A 16,894-nucleotide genomic window follows, 5' to 3' on the forward strand; every position below is an offset into this window, starting at 1 on the left:
TGGTTGTCTCAGACACGTAGCTGTTTCACTGATACCGATTTCAGGTCATGTTGCAACCGGTAGCATAACGGAGCATAAAAAAATTGATGAGCAGGTTGCGGGCCAGGTTACTGGCTCTACCACGCCGCAAAAAACGAATAATTCAGGTTGCTGCCGACGTTATTCTGGTCTGGCTGGCTCTGTGGATGGCGTTTGTCGTACGACTGGGTATCGATGAGCTGATCAATCCTCTCGAGAAGCACACCTGGCTGTTCATCAGTGCGCCTGTTGCGGCTATCCCGCTGTTCATCCGGTTCGGCATGTACCGTGCAGTGATGCGCTATTTCGGCAATGATGCGCTGATTGCCATCATCAAGGCCGTCACGATGTCGTCGTTGATCCTTGGTTGCATGGTTTACGTTTACAGTAATCACCAGCAATTGGTCCCGCGCTCGGTGATCTTCAATTACTGGTGGCTGAGCATGGTCATGATTGGCGGTCTGCGACTGGCCATGCGGCAGTACTTTCTCGGCGACTGGTTCGCTGCAGCGCAGCACGTGCCCTTCGCCAAGAGCGACAACGGTTTGCAAAAGGTCGCCATTTACGGCGCTGGTGCTGCGGGAAACCAGTTGGTCGCTGCATTGCGCATGGGGCGTCTGATGCATCCGGTGGCGTTCATCGATGATGATGAGTCGATTTCCAACCGGGTCATTTCCGGCCTTCAGGTCTACAAACCGCGAAACATCCAGCGAATGATAGATTCCACGGGGGCTCAGGAAATCCTGTTGGCAATCCCGTCATCGTCGCGTGGGCGACGTCGGGAAATCCTCGGTTTTCTGGAAGGCTTTCCGCTGCACGTACGAAGCGTTCCGGGTTTCATGGACCTGGCCGCTGGCAGGGTCAAGGTCGACGACCTTCAGGAAGTCGACATCGCAGACCTTCTGGGGCGCGATGCAGTCCCGGCCCGCGATAACCTGCTTGAGCACTGCATCAAGGGCAAAACGGTGCTGGTGACCGGCGCAGGCGGCTCGATCGGTTCTGAACTGTGCCGACAGATACTGCTGCTGAAACCTACCCAGTTACTGTTGCTGGACCATAGCGAGTTCAATCTCTACAGCATTCTCTCCGAGCTTGAACAGCGCTCGGCTCGCGAGTCACTCTCGGTTAAATTGCTGCCCATACTCGGTTCGGTGCGCAACCACCCCAAACTGCTGTCGATCATGAAAACCTGGAAAGTCGACACGGTCTATCACGCTGCGGCCTACAAGCATGTGCCGATGGTCGAGCACAATATTGCCGAAGGCGTCATCAACAATGTCGTGGGTACGCTCAATACCGCCCAGGCCGCGTTGCAGGCAGGGGTGTCCAACTTTGTCCTGATCTCTACAGACAAGGCGGTCCGCCCGACCAATGTGATGGGCAGCACCAAACGCCTCGCCGAATTGATATTGCAGGCACTGAGCCGCGAAACCGCGCCAGTGATCTTCGGTGACAAGGCCAATGTCTATCAGGTCAACAAGACCCGCTTTACCATGGTTCGCTTCGGCAACGTGCTGGGCTCGTCCGGTTCGGTGATTCCGCTGTTCCACAAGCAGATCCAGTCAGGCGGGCCGCTGACGGTGACGCATCCCAAGATCACCCGCTATTTCATGACCATCCCCGAAGCCGCTCAGTTGGTCATTCAGGCGGGCTCCATGGGGCATGGCGGCGACGTTTTCGTTCTCGATATGGGTGAGCCGGTCAAGATTGTCGAACTGGCCGAGAAGATGATCCACCTGTCCGGTCTGGCCATTCGCTCGGAGAAAAACCCACACGGTGATATTTCCATCGAGTTCACCGGGCTGCGTCCTGGCGAAAAACTCTATGAAGAGCTGTTGATCGGCGACAACGTGGTTGCCACCGAGCACCCGATGATCATGAGTGCAAACGAAGATTGCCTGCCGTGGGATGTATTGAAAGGCCGCCTGACAAAACTGCTGGATGCGGTCGACCGCGACGATTACACCAGCGTGCGTCAGTTGCTGCGTGAAACGGTAAACGGATATACGCCAGAGGGTGAAATCGTTGACTGGATGTATCAGGAACGCAGCGGCGAAACGTGATTTCATCCGTGCTGTCGGGGTGCCGGGCAGAGGCGGAAATACGTTGAACGATCCGGCAACAGGCAGCAACGCTCGACTGCTTTTCCAAGGGGGGACGCTGGTCTAAGTTTCAGGCACAGCATGTGGAATGCTGCCTTGAACTGCTATGGAGCTTTATCTATGCGAACCCCTATCTTCAGTGCCTTGATCTTTGCCTTGCTCACCAGTGCCTCGGTTGCGGTCAACGCCGCCCCTGCGTCTCAGCCCGCCATGTCAGAGCCCGCGGTATCCCATTCGCCGATGCTGGAAGGCACAGCGCCCGCTATGGCGCATGAGCAACGCAAGGACAGGGTCAATCTCAATACTGCCGATGCGCAGACACTGCAGAAAGAACTGGCGGGAATCGGCAAGAACAAGGCTGATGCCATTGTGGCTTACCGGGAAGCCAACGGCGATTTTACGTCGATTGATGAACTGATCGAGGTAAAGGGAATCGGCAAGGCCATTCTGGAGAGGAATCGCGAAAAGCTTGCAATCGACTGATCAGCGTTTCATCCGTTAAACACACAGGCCGATCAATGATCGGCCTGTGTGTTTATAAACTCTCGCCGGGAAGCTTCCCGGGAAAGTATCTGTTCCAGAGGGTCAGTTGGTGCTCTTTTTTATCTCCTTTTTGAGATATTCGCGGGTCGTGTCCAGAATGCGCTGTGACAGCTCCTTGTCAAAAGCGCTGCGTGCGAGTGCCAGACCACCCACCAGTGCGGACAGCACCGGCAGGCTTTTGGACTCCAGTCCATTCTCCGCCAGGGGCTTGTCGAACTTCTCCAGCAGGTGAAGGATGATTTTATCCGTCGTCATGCTGGGCTGATCTCGCTGGCCCAGTTCCAGGCACATAGTCGGTAATGGACACCCGCCGTCTTCCGCATCGCGGCTGGCTATCGATAGGTAGAGATCAATGAATTCACTAAGCGAGTCCTGTCTGGCGAACACGTCGCTGGTGATTCCTTTTACATTGTCGAGGGCGTGACTCAATGCCTGTTCAACAAGATCATCCTTGGATTTGAAATGCGCGTAGAACCCGCCATGGGTCAAGCCAAGTGCCTTCATCAAAGGTTGCAAGCCCGTAGCACCAATGCCGTCACGACGGAAGCGCATGGACGCTTCCTTGACAATGCGTTGGTGCGTTTGGGCCTTATGATCAAGCGCGTAACGCATGCGCTGAGTCTCCGAGAGGGCCAATGTGTAAGCGCATTTATACATGGATAGGTGAAACGATGCAGCAGGCTTTCGCTCGCAATGACAACTTCATCTCAATCAGGCAGGTGAATACCTGACTATTTATCCAGATAATGAGTGAGGCTGGCGCTGGACAATTCGCCCAGATGACTGCCGATCAGGCGCCCATCCGGCGAATAGAAGAGAGTGGTGGGCAGCGCCGCCGAACCCACCTGTCGGGCGAACTCGCCGTCCGGATCCAGAAAGCTGTTGCTCAGCACCAGTTGCTGTTTCGACAGGTAGTCGCTGACTTCCCCGGCGCTTTCGGCCTGATTGACGAACAAAAATGTAATGTCCTTGCGTTCCCGTTGCATATCGCGCAGCACTGGCATTTCGCGGCGACACGGAGGGCACCAGGTGGCCCACAGGTTGATGACCACTGGTTTGCCCCGGTAGTCGGAGACCCTGACCGGCTCGCCAGTCAGCGTCCGAAGGGTTGTATCAGGCAGTGAATTGCCCTTTTGATAATGGTCCAGAATAAACCCGCCTGATACCCAGATCGCCAGTCCGATGCTGAATCCGAATGTCAGGGCGCGACGCTGTTCGGGGCGGCGCCAGCCGATGATCAGGCCGCCCAGCAGGGCGCAGATAACCCCGGCCCAGACCAGAAAGCCGCCGTCACGGATGTCCAGTGTCTTCCAGGGGGCTTCGCTGTACTGCGGGAAATAGGTCAGGACGAATGCGATACGTGCAGTAGCGATACCCAGAATGAAGAGTCCGAATACCGCGGTCTTTCTGGACAGGGTATGCCGGACAAGCCGTGCTTCTACCAAGGTGGCCGTTATCAAGGCGCCCAACAACAACAGGTGGGATATCGCGAGGGCGAACGGCCCGGCGTTGATGCTCAACATCGTTTTGGTCCTTGAAGGTTTTTTGCCGGGCGTACTGCACAGGGGCGGCATGGTATCGCTGCTGCCCCTCCAGGAAAAATGCAGAACTGTTCCCGGATGTTAGGCCGCGTGGGCGGCTGGATTGAGCCCGTAAGCTGTTGAAACACTAATTCCTCGACAAGAGGTCGACCGTCCTCCAGCCCTTTGTATAAAGGGCGTGCGCTCGAATGCCAGCATGCGCTGCAGAAACTATTGTCCTACAAGCCTTTGACTTCTGCCGACAATCCCGGAGAATCTCGCCCGCTGTTTTCGAGGGGGGCGCTGAACTGCCGGTTTTTTCGACGCGTTTCCCTTTTTGATAAACCGGCCACGGAGAGTCGACCGGATGAATGATCAGGCTAATGGCGTCGTAGAACGTCTGGATGTAGCTCCCGAGAGCATCGCGTCATGGAATCGTAATGACACCACCTGGATGCTCGGATTGTTCGGTACCGCCATCGGTGCGGGTACCCTGTTTTTGCCAATCAACGCGGGTATCGGTGGTTTCTGGCCATTGATGGCGCTGGCACTGCTGGCGTTTCCCATGACCTTCTACGCCCACCGTGGGTTGACGCGCTTCGTGCTCTCAGGGCGTGAAGGTGCCGACATCACCGATGTGGTCGAAGAGCATTTCGGCAAGAGTGCCGGTGCGATGATCACCTTGCTGTATTTCTTCGCAATTTTCCCGATCCTGCTGATCTACAGCGTGGCCCTCACCAACACCGTCGGCAGTTTTCTTGAGCACCAGTTGCACATCACGCCACCGCCGCGCGCCGCACTGGCGTTTGTGCTGATCATGGGGCTGCTGGCCGTGGTGCGTTGTGGCGAGCGGTTCATCGTCAAGGCCATGAGCCTGATGGTTTATCCGTTCATCGTCGCGCTGTTGTTTCTGGCAATATTCCTCATCCCGCACTGGACCGGCGGCATTCTGAGCACCGCTACCACGTTCCCTGAGCTATCGGCGTTCATACCCACGTTGTGGCTGGCCATTCCGGTGATGGTGTTCTCTTTCAACCACACACCGATCATCTCGGCCTTTGCCGTCGATCAGAAGCGTCAGTATGGCGAAAACGCCGAGGTGCGCAGTTCGCAGATTCTGGCCCGCGCCCACGGTCTGATGGTCGTGATGGTGCTGTTCTTCGTGTTCAGTTGCGTGTTGACCCTGTCGCCTGCCCAACTGGCCGAGGCCAAGGCGCAGAACATCTCGATCCTGTCTTACCTGGCCAACCACTTCAACAACCCGACCATCGCCTTTGTCGCGCCACTGATCGCGTTCGTGGCTATTTCCAAATCGTTTCTTGGCCACTACATCGGTGCGAGCGAGGGTTTGAAAGGCCTGGTTCTGAAGGCGGGTCGTCGTCCTGCACCCAAGGCCCTGGACCGCATGACCGCGGCGTTCATGCTGGTGGTGTGCTGGCTGGTGGCAACGCTCAACCCGAGCATCCTGGGCATGATCGAAACCCTGGGCGGGCCGGTGATTTCGGCTTTGCTGTTCCTGATGCCGATGTACGCCATCCACAAGGTACCAGCCATGCGTAAATACGCTGGCGCGTGGTCCAACTACTTTGTGGTTGCCGCCGGTGTGGTGGCAATTTCAGCATTGATCTTTTCGCTGATCCGCTGAAGCCGGCAAGCGAAACCTCGCAGTCTGCGCCAATCCAGCGGCGCAGACTGCGAGGAGGTCATGCGATCGTGATCAGTCCACTGGCTCGGGATACAACGGCCTGGACAAGTGCATGATGCTCGCATAGTCGTAAACGTACTGCCGTCCCGCATGGCTGGTCGAACGCAGTTGGTCGATCAGTTGTCGTTCTTTCTTGTTCAAGTATCTCAACGCCGGATCTTGGCTGGACTTCAGGCGATCACGTTCATGGGCGTCAGGGAATGCGATGACGTTCGTCATGAAAAATCTCCTTGGGTTTTAGTCCTTGTTTGCTTTGATGTTGCCCCGGTTGCGGTGGTGATGGCGACGGTTCACCTTACCCACAAAAACTTGATGCGATCAACCCTGCAGATGCCGGGTGTGTCACAACGTTTGCGTTATCTCGTAGGATTGTCCGCTGCCGTTGATGACAATCTGTACAGCATCGTCTTCGAATTTGCCCAGCAGGTTCTGCCCGAGCGGGGCTCTGGCGGTAATGACGGTGACCAGATGATCCCCTGCACTGACCTTCAGGCCGGCAGCATCGGGGCCGAGGAACAGATAGTGCGTCTGCCCGCTCGCATCTTCGACAACCACCAGATCACCGGTCTGAATACCGCGCGATTCATCGAATGGCTTGAGCGACCATTTCCGATAAAGCGTCAGCGACTGACGAATCTCCTCGACGCGGCGTGCCTGGCCAGCTGCCAGATAAGACGCCTCCAGTCCTAGCGTGTCGTACTTGTTCTCAGCGATGTTCTCTTCGTGGGTAGCCGTTTCGTAGGCGGTTTGCGCCGCTCGTTCGGCGATATCCAGATCGATGTTCAGCTTGTCGATGATCCGTTGCAGTACATCCTGTTTGTTCATGGTTTATCCGCAGTACTGATTGATGCTGGCACGGCTTTTTTCGCTCGGCGCGGTGCGATCCTGCTGTATCCAGAAATCACATTTCGAGCGGTTGAAGGTGCGCTGTTGTTGCTCCTGAGCCTGCTCGCGTGCCTGACGGGCCTCGCTTTCACGCAGGCTTTGCTCATATTTGCGAAACATCTCGGTCTCCAGCGCAGACGGGGAGGCGGCTTTTTGCGCAGGCGGGGCGGTCAGCTGTGCGGCGGCGTTTTCCAGCGCCTGGGTCTGGGCCGGTGGCAGGCTTTTGTAATAGAGCAGGGCGGTCAGAAACACCGCCAGGGCGCCCAGCCAGATGCCCAGCGCAATGCACACGATCAATTTCAACGACACGTACAGGTCGCGACGGCGGGTAGGGAATGACATGGCTGAACTCCTTGCAGGCCAACAGATGTGATTGTGCCATGCCTGATGGTCAGGCATGGAAACGGTGCTGCATGTTTGCCCGGCAGCATCAGGCTGGTGACAACAGACCTTTGTGAACGACAATCAGCGTTTTTGCCATCCAGCCTCAGGGAGCCAGGATGAAAGCCTCGTGGGATATTTTTTGCAGCGTAGTCGACAACTACGGTGATGCGGGCGTGACCTGGCGTCTGGCGCGCCAGCTGGTCGCCGAGCATGGCCTGCAGGTGCGTTTATGGATCGATGACCTGTCGGCCTTCGTTCGCTTGTGCCCCGGTGCCGATCTCCAGGCCCGGCAACAATGGCAAGAGGGCGTGAGCGTTTGCCAGTGGCCGAGCGAATGGGTGAACACCGATATTCCTGATGTGGTCATCGAAGCGTTCGCCTGCCGCCTGCCGACGCGCTACACCGAATCGATGCTGCAGCGTTCGCCAAGGCCGTTGTGGCTGAATCTGGATTACCTCAGCGCCGAGGACTGGGTGTCTGGCTGCCACGGCCTGCCTTCGCCACAATCGAACGGTTTGAAGAAGTTCTTTTTCTTTCCGGGTTTTTCCGAGGCCACCGGTGGCCTGTTGCGCGAAAAAAACCTGATCGAACAGCGCCAGGCGTTTCAGCAAAACAGCGCGGCAAGGCAAGCGTTCCTGAGCGGATTGGGTATCGACGCGTTGGCCGGTGCGCGTCTGATCTCGGTATTTGCCTATGAAAATCCCGCGCTCGGCAGGTGGCTCGATGCCCTGGCCAGCGACAGCCGGCCGACGCATCTTCTAGTGCCGGAGGGACGCATCCTCGGCGACCTGCAGCGCTGGCTGGGTGTCGACGATCCGCTGCGCGCCGGGTTCACTCAGGTCAGCGGCGGGCTGACGGTTCAGGTCCTGCCGTTCATCCGTCAGGAGCTTTACGACCAGCTGCTCTGGAGCTGCGATTTCAATATCGTGCGCGGCGAGGACTCGTTCGTGCGTGCGCAGTGGTCGGGGCGGCCCATGCTCTGGCACATCTACCAGCAGGAAGACGACGCGCATCTGCCCAAGCTCGATGCGTTTTTAACGCTCTATCTCGCGGGTCTTTCTCCGGCCGCCGCGCAGGCGGTGAATCAGTTCTGGCAGCGCTGGAATGTCGGCGGCGAGCTTGGCGAATGCTGGACGGCGCTGGCAGAACACTGGCCGCAGATCGAGCGCAATGCCGAACGCTGGTGCCAGCAACAAGCCGCACAGACTGATCTTGCCACGGCGCTGGTGCAGTTTTATGTAAATTCGCTATGATACGCGGCCTTGATACAAGGCTCTGTACGAAAAAGGCCTGCGCAGGTTGTTTCTCGTACAGAGCCTTTGGTTAATTCCATCCAAATTCGGATATATGCAATGAAAACTGGTAAAGAGCTGAAACCCGGTACCGTGATCCGTCTCGAGAACGATCCATGGCTGGTTCAGAAAGCTGAGTTCACCAAGTCCGGTCGTAACAGCGCGATCATGAAGACCAAGCTGAAAAACCTGCTGACCGGTTACAAGACCGAGATCGTTTACAGCGCCGACGACAAGCTGGACGACGTGATCCTGGATCGCAAGGAAGCCACCCTGTCTTTCATCAGCGGTGACACCTACACGTTCATGGACACCTCTGACTACACCATGTACGAGCTGAACGCCGAAGACATCGAAAGCGTTCTGCCTTTCGTCGAAGAAGGCATGACTGACGTTTGCGAAGCCGTGTTCTTCGAAGACCGTCTGGTTTCCGTAGAGCTGCCGACCACTATCGTGCGTCAGGTTGACTACACCGAAGGCTCCGCTCGTGGCGACACGTCGGGCAAGGTCATGAAGCCTGCCAAACTGAAAAACGGCACCGAGCTGAGCGTTGCCGACTTCATCGAAATCGGCGACATGATCGAGATCGATACCCGTGAAGGCGGTTCCTACAAAGGCCGTGCGAAGTAAGCATGGCTTTGTAACCCCGTTACGCAAAAAACCCGCATCGCTGCGGGTTTTTTTGTGCCTGAGACTCTTGCCGGGCAGCCGTTGCCCAGGCGTCAGACAGGATCAGACCGTTACATGCAGGCGCACATCGACGTTACCGCGAGTGGCGTTCGAGTAAGGGCAGACCACGTGAGCGGCATCGACCAGTTGCTGAGCGTCGGCTTGCTCCAGGCCTGGCAGGCTGACATGCAGGTCGATGTCCAGACCGAAACCGCCCGGGATCTGACCGATGCCTACGTGGGCGGTGATCGAGGTATCTGCCGGAATGCTGCGTTTGCTCTGGCCGGCCACGAACTTCAATGCACCGATGAAGCAGGCCGAATAACCGGCAGCGAACAGCTGCTCAGGGTTAGTGGCTGCGCCGCCAGCACCGCCGAGTTCTTTCGGGGTCGCCAGCTTGACGTCGAGAATCTTGTCGTCGGAAACAGCGCGACCATCACGGCCGCCGGTGGCGGTTGCAACTGCGGTGTAAAGAGTGTCCATGATCTTGCCTCGTTCAATGAAGGTTTTGTTGCGCTAAATACTTGCGCGCTAACTAATCGCAAAGCAAAGGTAGCCCAAGGATAGTTTGCGCGCAAGATAATTCTGCAAAAAAGGTCGAGGATGATCGTTGGAGGGCCTGCCAGACCTCACGCAGGGTGGCCGGGCATGACGAGCTGAGGTGAGGCCTTTTCCTAGAGGCTCTGGTGCAGGTGCTCGCGCAGCTCCAGCAACTGCGCTTGCAGGTCGCGAAGCTTTTCCATGGTCAGCCCGCTCGACGAGAGAATGCAGCCAGGTACGGTCAAGGCCTTTTGCTGCAAGTCGCGTCCCTGTACGGTCAGGTGAAGCAACACCACCCGCTCGTCTTCCTTGCTGCGCGTACGGCTGATGAAGCCCTCGCCTTCGAGTCGTTTGAGCAACGGCGTCAATGAACCCGGATCGGTGAGCAGGCGCGTGCTGACGTCGCCCACAGTGAGCCCGTCCCTTTCCCACAGCACCATCATCGCCAGATACTGCGGATAGGTCAGCCCGAGCGCCTGCAACAGCGGCTTGTAAACCTTGGTCATCATCAACGAGGTGGAATACAGGGCGAAACACAATTGGTTATCCAGCAGCAGCGAATCGCAATCGGCAGGTGCGGAGCGGGTCGGGCTTTGGTCGGCACTCATATCAGGTCCTCAAACTCGGTGAATGAGTTTAACTTAGTGTTGCACTCTTTAATGCGCCAGATAATTTCGCTCATGCAGCGCTCAAAGCGCTGGCATCGTGCGTGATGCGCGAAAAAAACGGCGTCATCGGCTGTCGGTCCAGGGCAGGACTGCGTAGCATTTGGTCATTGACCGGGTGGGGACGCAGTGTGATTGAAATTGTGATGTTTGTGTTGCTGGGTGCAGCGATGGGTACCCTGGGAGGGTTGTTCGGCATCGGTGGTGGTCTTGTGGCAATTCCCGCGCTCGGGGTGCTGTTCGGTCTGGATCAGCAACTGGCTCAAGGGACCGCCTTGCTGATGGTGCTGCCCAATGTGTTGCTGGCCTTGTGGCGTTACAACCAGCGCAACCGGATTCTGCTGCGTAATGCGCTGATGTTGATCATCCCCAGTTTCATTTTTGCCTGGCTGACCTCGCTGCTCGCGGTTCGCATCGACCCGCAAGGCATGCGCCTGGGCTTCGTCGGTTTTCTGGTGGTGCTGACGGTGTTCAATGTCGCGCAGATGTATTGGCGCAGCAAGCAGGCCACTGGCGGGTTGCGTCATGAAAAGTGGTTATGGCTGCTGGGCGTCGGCTCCGGCGTGACCGGTGGTCTGTTTGGCGTCGGCGGCGGGGTCGTGGCGACGCCGATCCTTACCAGTGTCTTCGGCACGACTCAGGTCGTGGCCCAAGGGCTGGCGCTGTCCCTGGCGGCACCGAGCACCGGCATAACGCTGGTCACCTATGCACTGCACGATCACGTCAACTGGTCGATGGGCATTCCGCTGGCCATCGGCGGCCTGGCCAGCATCAGCTGGGGCGTCAAGCTGGCGCATTCGTTGCCGGAGCGAACCCTGCGCCTGATGTTCTGCGTGTTTCTGGTGCTTTGTGCGGTCATTCTCGCGCTCAAGGTTTGAAGCCGGCGATGATGTAATCGGCCATGCATTCGGTGATGGGCGAGGGATTTTCAGGGTTGCGCAGGAGGACGATGCTGGCGGTTGGCAGCTGTGGCAATTGTTCCGCCTCGCCGAGGATACGCAAACCCGCTGTGGCCAAGCTCTGGAACTGCGCGGTGACTGCCAGGCCCGCGCTGACCACTGCAGTGATCGCCGCCATGCTCGAGCTGCTGTAGGCGATGCGGTAATCACGCCCCATGCCGTCCAGCGCATTGCACGCCCAGTCACGACAGAAGCAGTGGGTATTGAACATCGCCAGCGGAATGGGTGTTTGCTCATGCGGGGCAAAGCCGACGGCCTCCATCCACATCAGACGTTCCTGACGCAGCAGTGTGCCGATCTCGGTACCGGGCTTGCGCGTGACAATGGTGAGATCCAGGTCGTGACGTTGCAGCAGAAGATCCGATGGCTCGCAATGCACTTCCACTTGAACCAGCGGATAGGCCTGGGCGAACTGCGCCAGAATGCCGGGCAGGAAGCGCATCACGTAATCGTCCGGCGAGCCGATTCTCACCACGCCGATCATGTGCGGCTCGCGCAAGGTGTTGAACACCTCGCTGTGCAGCTTGAGGATTCGCCGCGCGTAACCGAGCAGTACCTGGCCCTCTGCGGTCAGGTTCAGAACCCGACCTTCACGCTGAAACAGCGGGCGCTGCACGACGTCTTCTTCCAGACGCTTCATCTGCATGCTGACCGCCGACTGGGTACGGTTGACGGCTTCACCTGCGCGGGTGAAACCGCCGTGATCGGCAATCGCTACGAAGGTGCGCAACAGTTCGGTATCAATGCTCGGGTAGGTGGCCAATACATCAAACTCCCAGATGGAAGGTATAACGAACATTCGTTGGATTGATCCTACGCCCGAAGCGAGACTTCAGTCATCCCACATGGAGGGCAAGATGATGAAAGGTCAAAAACAATGCGCAGAGGTAGAAGGGGTCGATGGGTGTTTGCAGGCGGGCACGGTATTCACAGCGCTGAAGCGTCATCTGCAGCGCTGGCTGGAGCTGCACCGCCAGCGCCGCTTGCTGGCGCAGATGAGTGACGGAGCACTGAAGGACCTGGGCTTGAGCCGTGCCGATATTCAGCAGGAAGCCGAGCGCCCGTTCTGGGACGACCCGCTCAAGCATTGAGCGGGCAGTTGCTCCGGGTTTTCCTGTTTAGCGCCTGACCTGCTTGAGGGTCTCGGCAATCAGGAAGGCCAGTTCCAGTGACTGATCGGCGTTCATGCGTGGGTCGCAATGCGTGTGATAGCGATCCGAAAGGCCGTCTTCAGTGATCGGGCGGGCACCACCGATGCATTCGGTGACGTTCTGTCCGGTCATTTCAATGTGGATGCCGCCCGCGTAAGTGCCCTCAGCCTGGTGCACCTGGAAGAACTGCTTCACTTCGCCAAGGATCTGCGCAAAGTCGCGGGTCTTGTAGCCACTGCTGGCCTTGATCGTGTTGCCGTGCATCGGGTCCGAGCTCCACAGCACCTTGCGGCCTTCGCGCTCGACGGCGCGGATCAGCTGCGGCAAGTGATCACCGACCTTGTTGGCACCCATGCGCGCGATCAGGTTCAGGCGCCCCGGGTCGTTGTCCGGGTTGAGGATATCGATCAGGCGGATCAGGTCGTCGGTGTTCATGCTCGGGCCGACCTTGACGCCGATCGGGTTGTTGACCCCGCGCAGGAACTCGACGTGCGCGCCATCGAGCTGGCGGGTACGGTCGCCGATCCACAGCATGTGCGCCGAGCAATCGTAGTAATCGTTGGTCAGGCTGTCGCGTCGTACGAAGGCTTCTTCGTAATTGAGCAACAACGCTTCGTGGGCGGTGAAGAAGCTGGTTTCGCGCAACTGCGGCGAGCTGTCCATGCCGCAGGCGCGCATGAACGCCAGGGTTTCATCGATGCGCCCGGCCAACTGGCTGTACTTGTCGGCCAGCGCCGAGTTGGCGATGAAGTCCAGGTTCCACTTGTGCACCTGATGCAGGTCGGCAAACCCGCCCTGTGCGAAGGCGCGCAGCAGGTTCAGGGTGGCGGTGGACTGGTTGTAAGCCTGGATCAGGCGTTCCGGGTCCGGCACTCGGCTTTTCTCGTCGAAACCGATGCCGTTGACGATGTCACCCCGATAAGCCGGGAGCGTCACGCCGTCGATGATTTCGTCGTTGGCCGAGCGTGGCTTGGCAAATTGTCCGGCCATGCGTCCGACTTTCACCACCGGGCAACCGGCGGCAAACGTCATCACGATTGCCATCTGCAGCAGGACCTTGAACGTATCGCGAATCTTGGCGGCGGAAAACTCCATGAAGCTTTCCGCGCAGTCACCGCCCTGCAGCAAGAACGCACGTCCCTGGGTCACTTCGGCAAACTGACGGCGCAACTCACGTGCTTCGCCGGCGAACACCAGCGGCGGGTAACTGGCCAGTGTCTGTTCGACCCTGTGCAGGTGCTCGGCATCAGGGTAGTGAGGTTGCTGCTGAATCGGCAGTGCCCGCCAGCTGTCGGGGCTCCAGGGTTGGCTCATTATTGGCTCTAGAGTTGTGCAATCGGATCGGCATGTTAGCAGTTCGTCGTTGCTCTGCCAGTGCGGTGCGGAGCATTGGAGCGACGCCGTACGCCACAACGTGTGACAAAGCCGTGCGCTTGCCCGACAATTCGTATTTTGCGCTCGGCGCAGACAACCAGGAACGGTGATGACGGAAGAGCGTGAGCGCGTAGAGCGAATCCTGGCCGAGGTGCACGACGACTTCGGCATGATTCGCGTGCTGGAAGTGGAGGATTACCGCTTTCTGGAGTTTGGCGATGCCATCGAGCAAAGCTGCACCTTTACAGCCGATCCGAGCTGGCTGGAGTACGACTACACCCGCGCGATGCTGATCGGCGCGCTGTGCCATGACGCGCCGGAAAGCGCGCTGTTTCTGGGCCTGGGAGCCGGCACGCTGACCCAGGCCTGCATGAAATTCCTGCCCCTCGAGGATGTGGAAGTCATCGAGCTGCGCCCGGATGTGCCACGTCTGGCCATGGAGTTCATGGGGCTCGACGACGATCCGCGACTGTATATCCGCATCGGCGATGCGCTGGACCTGCTGGACAGTGCCGAGCCTGCCGACCTGATCTTTGTCGACCTGTACACCGATGTCGGGCCTGGGGTCGGGCACCTGGCCTGGAATTTCCTGCAGAGCTGTCAGCAGCGGCTGAATCCGGGCGGCTGGCTGATCATCAATCAGTGGGCGACCGACGACGGCAAGCCGCTGGGAGCGGCGCTGCTGCGTGGCCTTTACCACCGCCATTACTGGGAGCTGCCGGTGAAGGAGGGCAACGTCATCCTGCTCGTCCCGGCCGACCTGGAGCAGACGCTGGATATCGACGCGTTGAACGGGCGAGCCGAGGCACTTGCGCCGCATCTGGGTTACTCGCTTGCGTCGCTGATCAAGGCTATTCGTTCCGCCACCTGAGCAGGCGACAGGTGAGTCGATTGTGCTGAAAACGGGGTGGGACAATTCGCCACACCTCGAAGGCCAGAATGCCGGTCATGTGCAAGAATGGATTAAACGTTTAAGCGGCAATGCCCGCAATCTCGGGCCCGCGCCTTGATCAGGCGGCCTTCTGCCCGGACTCAGGGGCTGCTGCCGCTCAAAAATGGCGCAACGTTTCGTAAAAAAAGACTCACTAAGGTGCGTATTTCCGGTATAGTGCGCGCCGGCCTTAACACGGCCCTCGTCAAGGTATTGCAGTTCCCCGAAGCCAGCTTCGGTTGCTTGTTCGCACAACGGACTAGCCTGGACGATCCATTCATCAAACGTTTTCGCAAATCCCCGCCGACAAAGCAGCCAGGGTGACCTCAAGGTCGTACACGGCACGCGCAGCTTTGAAGCATGGGTCTTTGCGGATGCACTAGAGGCAGACCCATGACCCAGGAAATCGGCGGCTTCGCCGCTCTCGAACTTCATCCAAATATCGTTGCAGCAGTCGTCGCCACTGGCTACGAAGAGCCTTCGGCCATTCAGCAGCAATCGATCCCGATTATTCTCGCCGGTCACGACATGATTGGTCAGGCGCAAACCGGTACGGGTAAAACCGCCGCGTTCGCACTGCCTATCCTGCATCGGATCGACCCGAGCAAGCGCGAGCCGCAAGCACTGATCCTGGCCCCGACCCGCGAACTGGCACTTCAGGTTGCCACCGCGTTCGAGACCTACGCAAAACAAATGCCGGGCGTGACCGTTGTAGCGGTCTACGGCGGCGCGCCGATGGGCCCTCAGCTCAAGGCTATCCGCAACGGCGCACAAATCGTCGTCGCTACCCCGGGCCGTCTCTGCGACCACCTGCGTCGTGACGAGAAAGTCCTGGCGACCGTGAACCACCTGGTTCTCGACGAAGCGGACGAAATGCTCAAGCTGGGCTTCATGGACGACCTCGAAGTCATCTTCAAGGCCATGCCTGAAACCCGCCAGACCGTACTGTTCTCGGCCACGCTGCCACAGTCGATCCGTGCCATCGCCGAACGCCATCTGCGCGATCCGAAGCACGTCAAGATCCAGACCAAGACCCAGACCGTTACCGCGATCGAGCAGGCTCACCTGCTGGTTCACGCTGACCAGAAGACCTCGGCCGTACTGAGCCTGCTGGAAGTCGAAGACTTCGACGCCCTGATCATGTTCGTCCGCACCAAGCAGGCGACTCTGGATCTGGCCAGTGCTCTTGAAGCCAAAGGCTACAAGGCTGCCGCACTGAACGGCGACATCGCCCAGAACCAGCGCGAGCGCGTTATCGAATCCCTCAAGGATGGCCGTCTGGACATCGTTGTGGCGACCGACGTTGCTGCCCGTGGTCTTGACGTTCCGCGTATCACCCACGTCTTCAACGTGGACATGCCTTACGATCCAGAGTCCTACGTTCACCGTATCGGCCGTACCGGCCGTGCCGGTCGCGAAGGTCGCGCACTGCTGCTGGTGACGCCTCGTGAGCGCCGCATGCTGCAAGTGATCGAGCGTGTTACCGGTCAGAAGGTTGCGGAAGTCCGCCTGCCGGATGCCCAGGCCGTTCTGGATGCGCGCATCAAGAAACTGACCAACAGCCTTTCGCCGCTGGTCGCTGATGCCGAATCGACTCACGGTGATCTGCTCGATCGTCTGACTGCCGACATCGGCTGCAGCCCTCGCGCGCTTGCCGCTGCACTGCTGCGCAAGGCTACCAACGGTCAGGCACTGACCCTGGCAGCCATCGAGCGCGAGCGTCCACTGGTTCCGAACAACGCCCCGCGCGGTGATCGTCCAGAGCGCAGCAGCGACCGTGGTGATCGTCCTGAGCGTGAGCGTCGTGCGCCGGTTCCATTGGCCGAAGGCCGTGCTCGTTGCCGTACCGCGCTGGGTGCGCGTGATGGTATCGCTGCCAAGAACCTGCTGGGTGCCATTCTCAACGAAGGCGGCCTGGCCCGCGAAGCGATCGGCCGTATCCAGGTCCGTGACAGCTTCAGTCTGGTCGAACTGCCGGAAGATGGTCTTGAGCGTCTGCTGACCAAGCTCAAGGACACCCGTGTTGCTGGCAAGCAGCTCAAGCTGCGTCGCTATCGCGAAGACTGATCGGCTCTTGAGCTGATCGGCCAATAAAAAATCCCCGACTGGTTCGGGGATTTTTTTGCTTTGGATTCAGGCAGGTTGGCGCTATTGGC

18 protein-coding genes are annotated in these 16,894 nt (G+C 58.6%); 9 read left to right on the forward strand and 9 right to left on the reverse strand.

The features are described 5' to 3' along the window. Positions 1–86: 86 nt before the first annotated feature. Together KBY02_RS04785 and KBY02_RS04790 are read left to right on the forward strand one after the other, a co-directional pair. Positions 87–2,081 carry a polysaccharide biosynthesis protein gene (locus KBY02_RS04785; RefSeq protein WP_003404223.1) on the forward strand — a complete coding sequence of 665 codons (1,995 nt, stop codon included), beginning with the start codon at positions 87–89 and terminating at the stop codon, positions 2,079–2,081. A gap of 159 nt (positions 2,082–2,240) precedes the next feature. Next, a complete protein-coding gene (locus KBY02_RS04790) occupies positions 2,241–2,603 on the forward strand; it encodes a ComEA family DNA-binding protein (RefSeq protein ID WP_024638889.1) in 363 nt (120 codons plus the stop codon). 102 nt (positions 2,604–2,705) lie between these two features. On the opposite strand, the gene KBY02_RS04795 is transcribed toward KBY02_RS04790, so the two are convergent. Together KBY02_RS04795 and KBY02_RS04800 are read right to left on the reverse strand one after the other, a co-directional pair. Then, entirely contained in the window at positions 2,706–3,275 is a 570-nt protein-coding gene (locus KBY02_RS04795; protein WP_225649929.1) for a TetR/AcrR family transcriptional regulator, read from the reverse strand. Between the two features lie 119 nt (positions 3,276–3,394). Continuing rightward, entirely contained in the window at positions 3,395–4,186 is a 792-nt protein-coding gene (locus tag KBY02_RS04800) for a TlpA disulfide reductase family protein (protein ID WP_024660910.1), read from the reverse strand. A 364-nt stretch (positions 4,187–4,550) separates the two neighbouring features. On the opposite strand from KBY02_RS04800, the gene KBY02_RS04805 reads away from it, so the two are divergent. Next, positions 4,551–5,828 (forward strand): aromatic amino acid transport family protein, encoded by a 1,278-nt coding sequence (locus KBY02_RS04805; RefSeq protein ID WP_011268556.1) that lies wholly within the window; start codon positions 4,551–4,553, stop codon positions 5,826–5,828. A 72-nt stretch (positions 5,829–5,900) separates the two neighbouring features. Here the strand turns inward: KBY02_RS04805 and KBY02_RS04810 are convergent, their stop codons facing one another. The 3 genes from KBY02_RS04810 to KBY02_RS04820 all read right to left on the reverse strand — a co-directional run bounded on the left by KBY02_RS04810 (position 5,901) and on the right by KBY02_RS04820 (position 7,115). Further along, on the reverse strand, positions 5,901–6,107 hold the full coding sequence (locus tag KBY02_RS04810) for a hypothetical protein (RefSeq protein ID WP_002554553.1): 207 nt from the start codon (positions 6,105–6,107) through the stop codon (positions 5,901–5,903). 123 nt (positions 6,108–6,230) lie between these two features. Continuing rightward, on the reverse strand, positions 6,231–6,713 hold the full coding sequence (locus KBY02_RS04815; RefSeq protein WP_003404212.1) for an elongation factor GreAB: 483 nt from the start codon (positions 6,711–6,713) through the stop codon (positions 6,231–6,233). A gap of 3 nt (positions 6,714–6,716) precedes the next feature. Further along, positions 6,717–7,115: a hypothetical protein gene (locus KBY02_RS04820; RefSeq protein WP_011268555.1), complete on the reverse strand. Its 399-nt coding sequence runs from the start codon at positions 7,113–7,115 to the stop codon at positions 6,717–6,719. 158 nt (positions 7,116–7,273) lie between these two features. On the opposite strand from KBY02_RS04820, the gene earP reads away from it, so the two are divergent. Next, on the forward strand, positions 7,274–8,410 hold the full coding sequence (gene earP / locus KBY02_RS04825; protein ID WP_024660909.1) for an elongation factor P maturation arginine rhamnosyltransferase EarP: 1,137 nt from the start codon (positions 7,274–7,276) through the stop codon (positions 8,408–8,410). A 99-nt stretch (positions 8,411–8,509) separates the two neighbouring features. Next, positions 8,510–9,079 (forward strand): elongation factor P, encoded by a 570-nt coding sequence (locus KBY02_RS04830; RefSeq protein WP_003404205.1) that lies wholly within the window; start codon positions 8,510–8,512, stop codon positions 9,077–9,079. 102 nt (positions 9,080–9,181) lie between these two features. Here the strand turns inward: KBY02_RS04830 and KBY02_RS04835 are convergent, their stop codons facing one another. Both KBY02_RS04835 and KBY02_RS04840 read right to left on the reverse strand, forming a co-directional pair. After that, positions 9,182–9,601: an organic hydroperoxide resistance protein gene (locus tag KBY02_RS04835; RefSeq protein ID WP_003342698.1), complete on the reverse strand. Its 420-nt coding sequence runs from the start codon at positions 9,599–9,601 to the stop codon at positions 9,182–9,184. A 191-nt stretch (positions 9,602–9,792) separates the two neighbouring features. Next, the gene (locus KBY02_RS04840; protein WP_024660908.1) at positions 9,793–10,266 is read right to left on the reverse strand and encodes a MarR family winged helix-turn-helix transcriptional regulator; all 474 of its coding nucleotides are present in this window, start codon (positions 10,264–10,266) and stop codon (positions 9,793–9,795) included. A 188-nt stretch (positions 10,267–10,454) separates the two neighbouring features. Here KBY02_RS04840 and KBY02_RS04845 point away from each other — a divergent pair, with 188 nt between their 5' ends. Continuing rightward, positions 10,455–11,201 carry a sulfite exporter TauE/SafE family protein gene (locus tag KBY02_RS04845; RefSeq protein ID WP_032653503.1) on the forward strand — a complete coding sequence of 249 codons (747 nt, stop codon included), beginning with the start codon at positions 10,455–10,457 and terminating at the stop codon, positions 11,199–11,201. On the opposite strand, the gene KBY02_RS04850 is transcribed toward KBY02_RS04845, so the two are convergent. Further along, entirely contained in the window at positions 11,191–12,045 is an 855-nt protein-coding gene (locus KBY02_RS04850; RefSeq protein WP_201025281.1) for a LysR substrate-binding domain-containing protein, read from the reverse strand. The two genes, KBY02_RS04845 and KBY02_RS04850, sit on opposite strands and share 11 nt — an antisense overlap. Positions 12,046–12,139: 94 nt before the next feature. Between KBY02_RS04850 and KBY02_RS04855 the strand changes: the two genes are divergently transcribed. Next, positions 12,140–12,373, forward strand: coding sequence for a DUF1127 domain-containing protein (locus tag KBY02_RS04855; RefSeq protein ID WP_058398573.1), 234 nt, complete (start codon positions 12,140–12,142; stop codon positions 12,371–12,373). A gap of 27 nt (positions 12,374–12,400) precedes the next feature. Here KBY02_RS04855 and KBY02_RS04860 read toward each other — a convergent pair whose 3' ends face one another. Then, positions 12,401–13,747: a class II 3-deoxy-7-phosphoheptulonate synthase gene (locus KBY02_RS04860; protein WP_003404196.1), complete on the reverse strand. Its 1,347-nt coding sequence runs from the start codon at positions 13,745–13,747 to the stop codon at positions 12,401–12,403. Between the two features lie 169 nt (positions 13,748–13,916). Here KBY02_RS04860 and KBY02_RS04865 point away from each other — a divergent pair, with 169 nt between their 5' ends. Both KBY02_RS04865 and KBY02_RS04870 read left to right on the forward strand, forming a co-directional pair. Next, complete coding sequence (locus KBY02_RS04865) at positions 13,917–14,678, forward strand: spermidine synthase (protein ID WP_003404195.1); 762 nt, start codon at positions 13,917–13,919, stop codon at positions 14,676–14,678. A 420-nt stretch (positions 14,679–15,098) separates the two neighbouring features. Further along, positions 15,099–16,805, forward strand: a complete 1,707-nt coding sequence (locus tag KBY02_RS04870) for a DEAD/DEAH box helicase (RefSeq protein WP_172452258.1) — start codon at positions 15,099–15,101, stop codon at positions 16,803–16,805. Positions 16,806–16,894 lie beyond the last annotated feature (89 nt).

Origin of the sequence: Pseudomonas sp. P129, assembly GCF_020312195.1 — a bacterium.
Lineage (GTDB): Bacteria > Pseudomonadota > Gammaproteobacteria > Pseudomonadales > Pseudomonadaceae > Aquipseudomonas > Aquipseudomonas fragariae.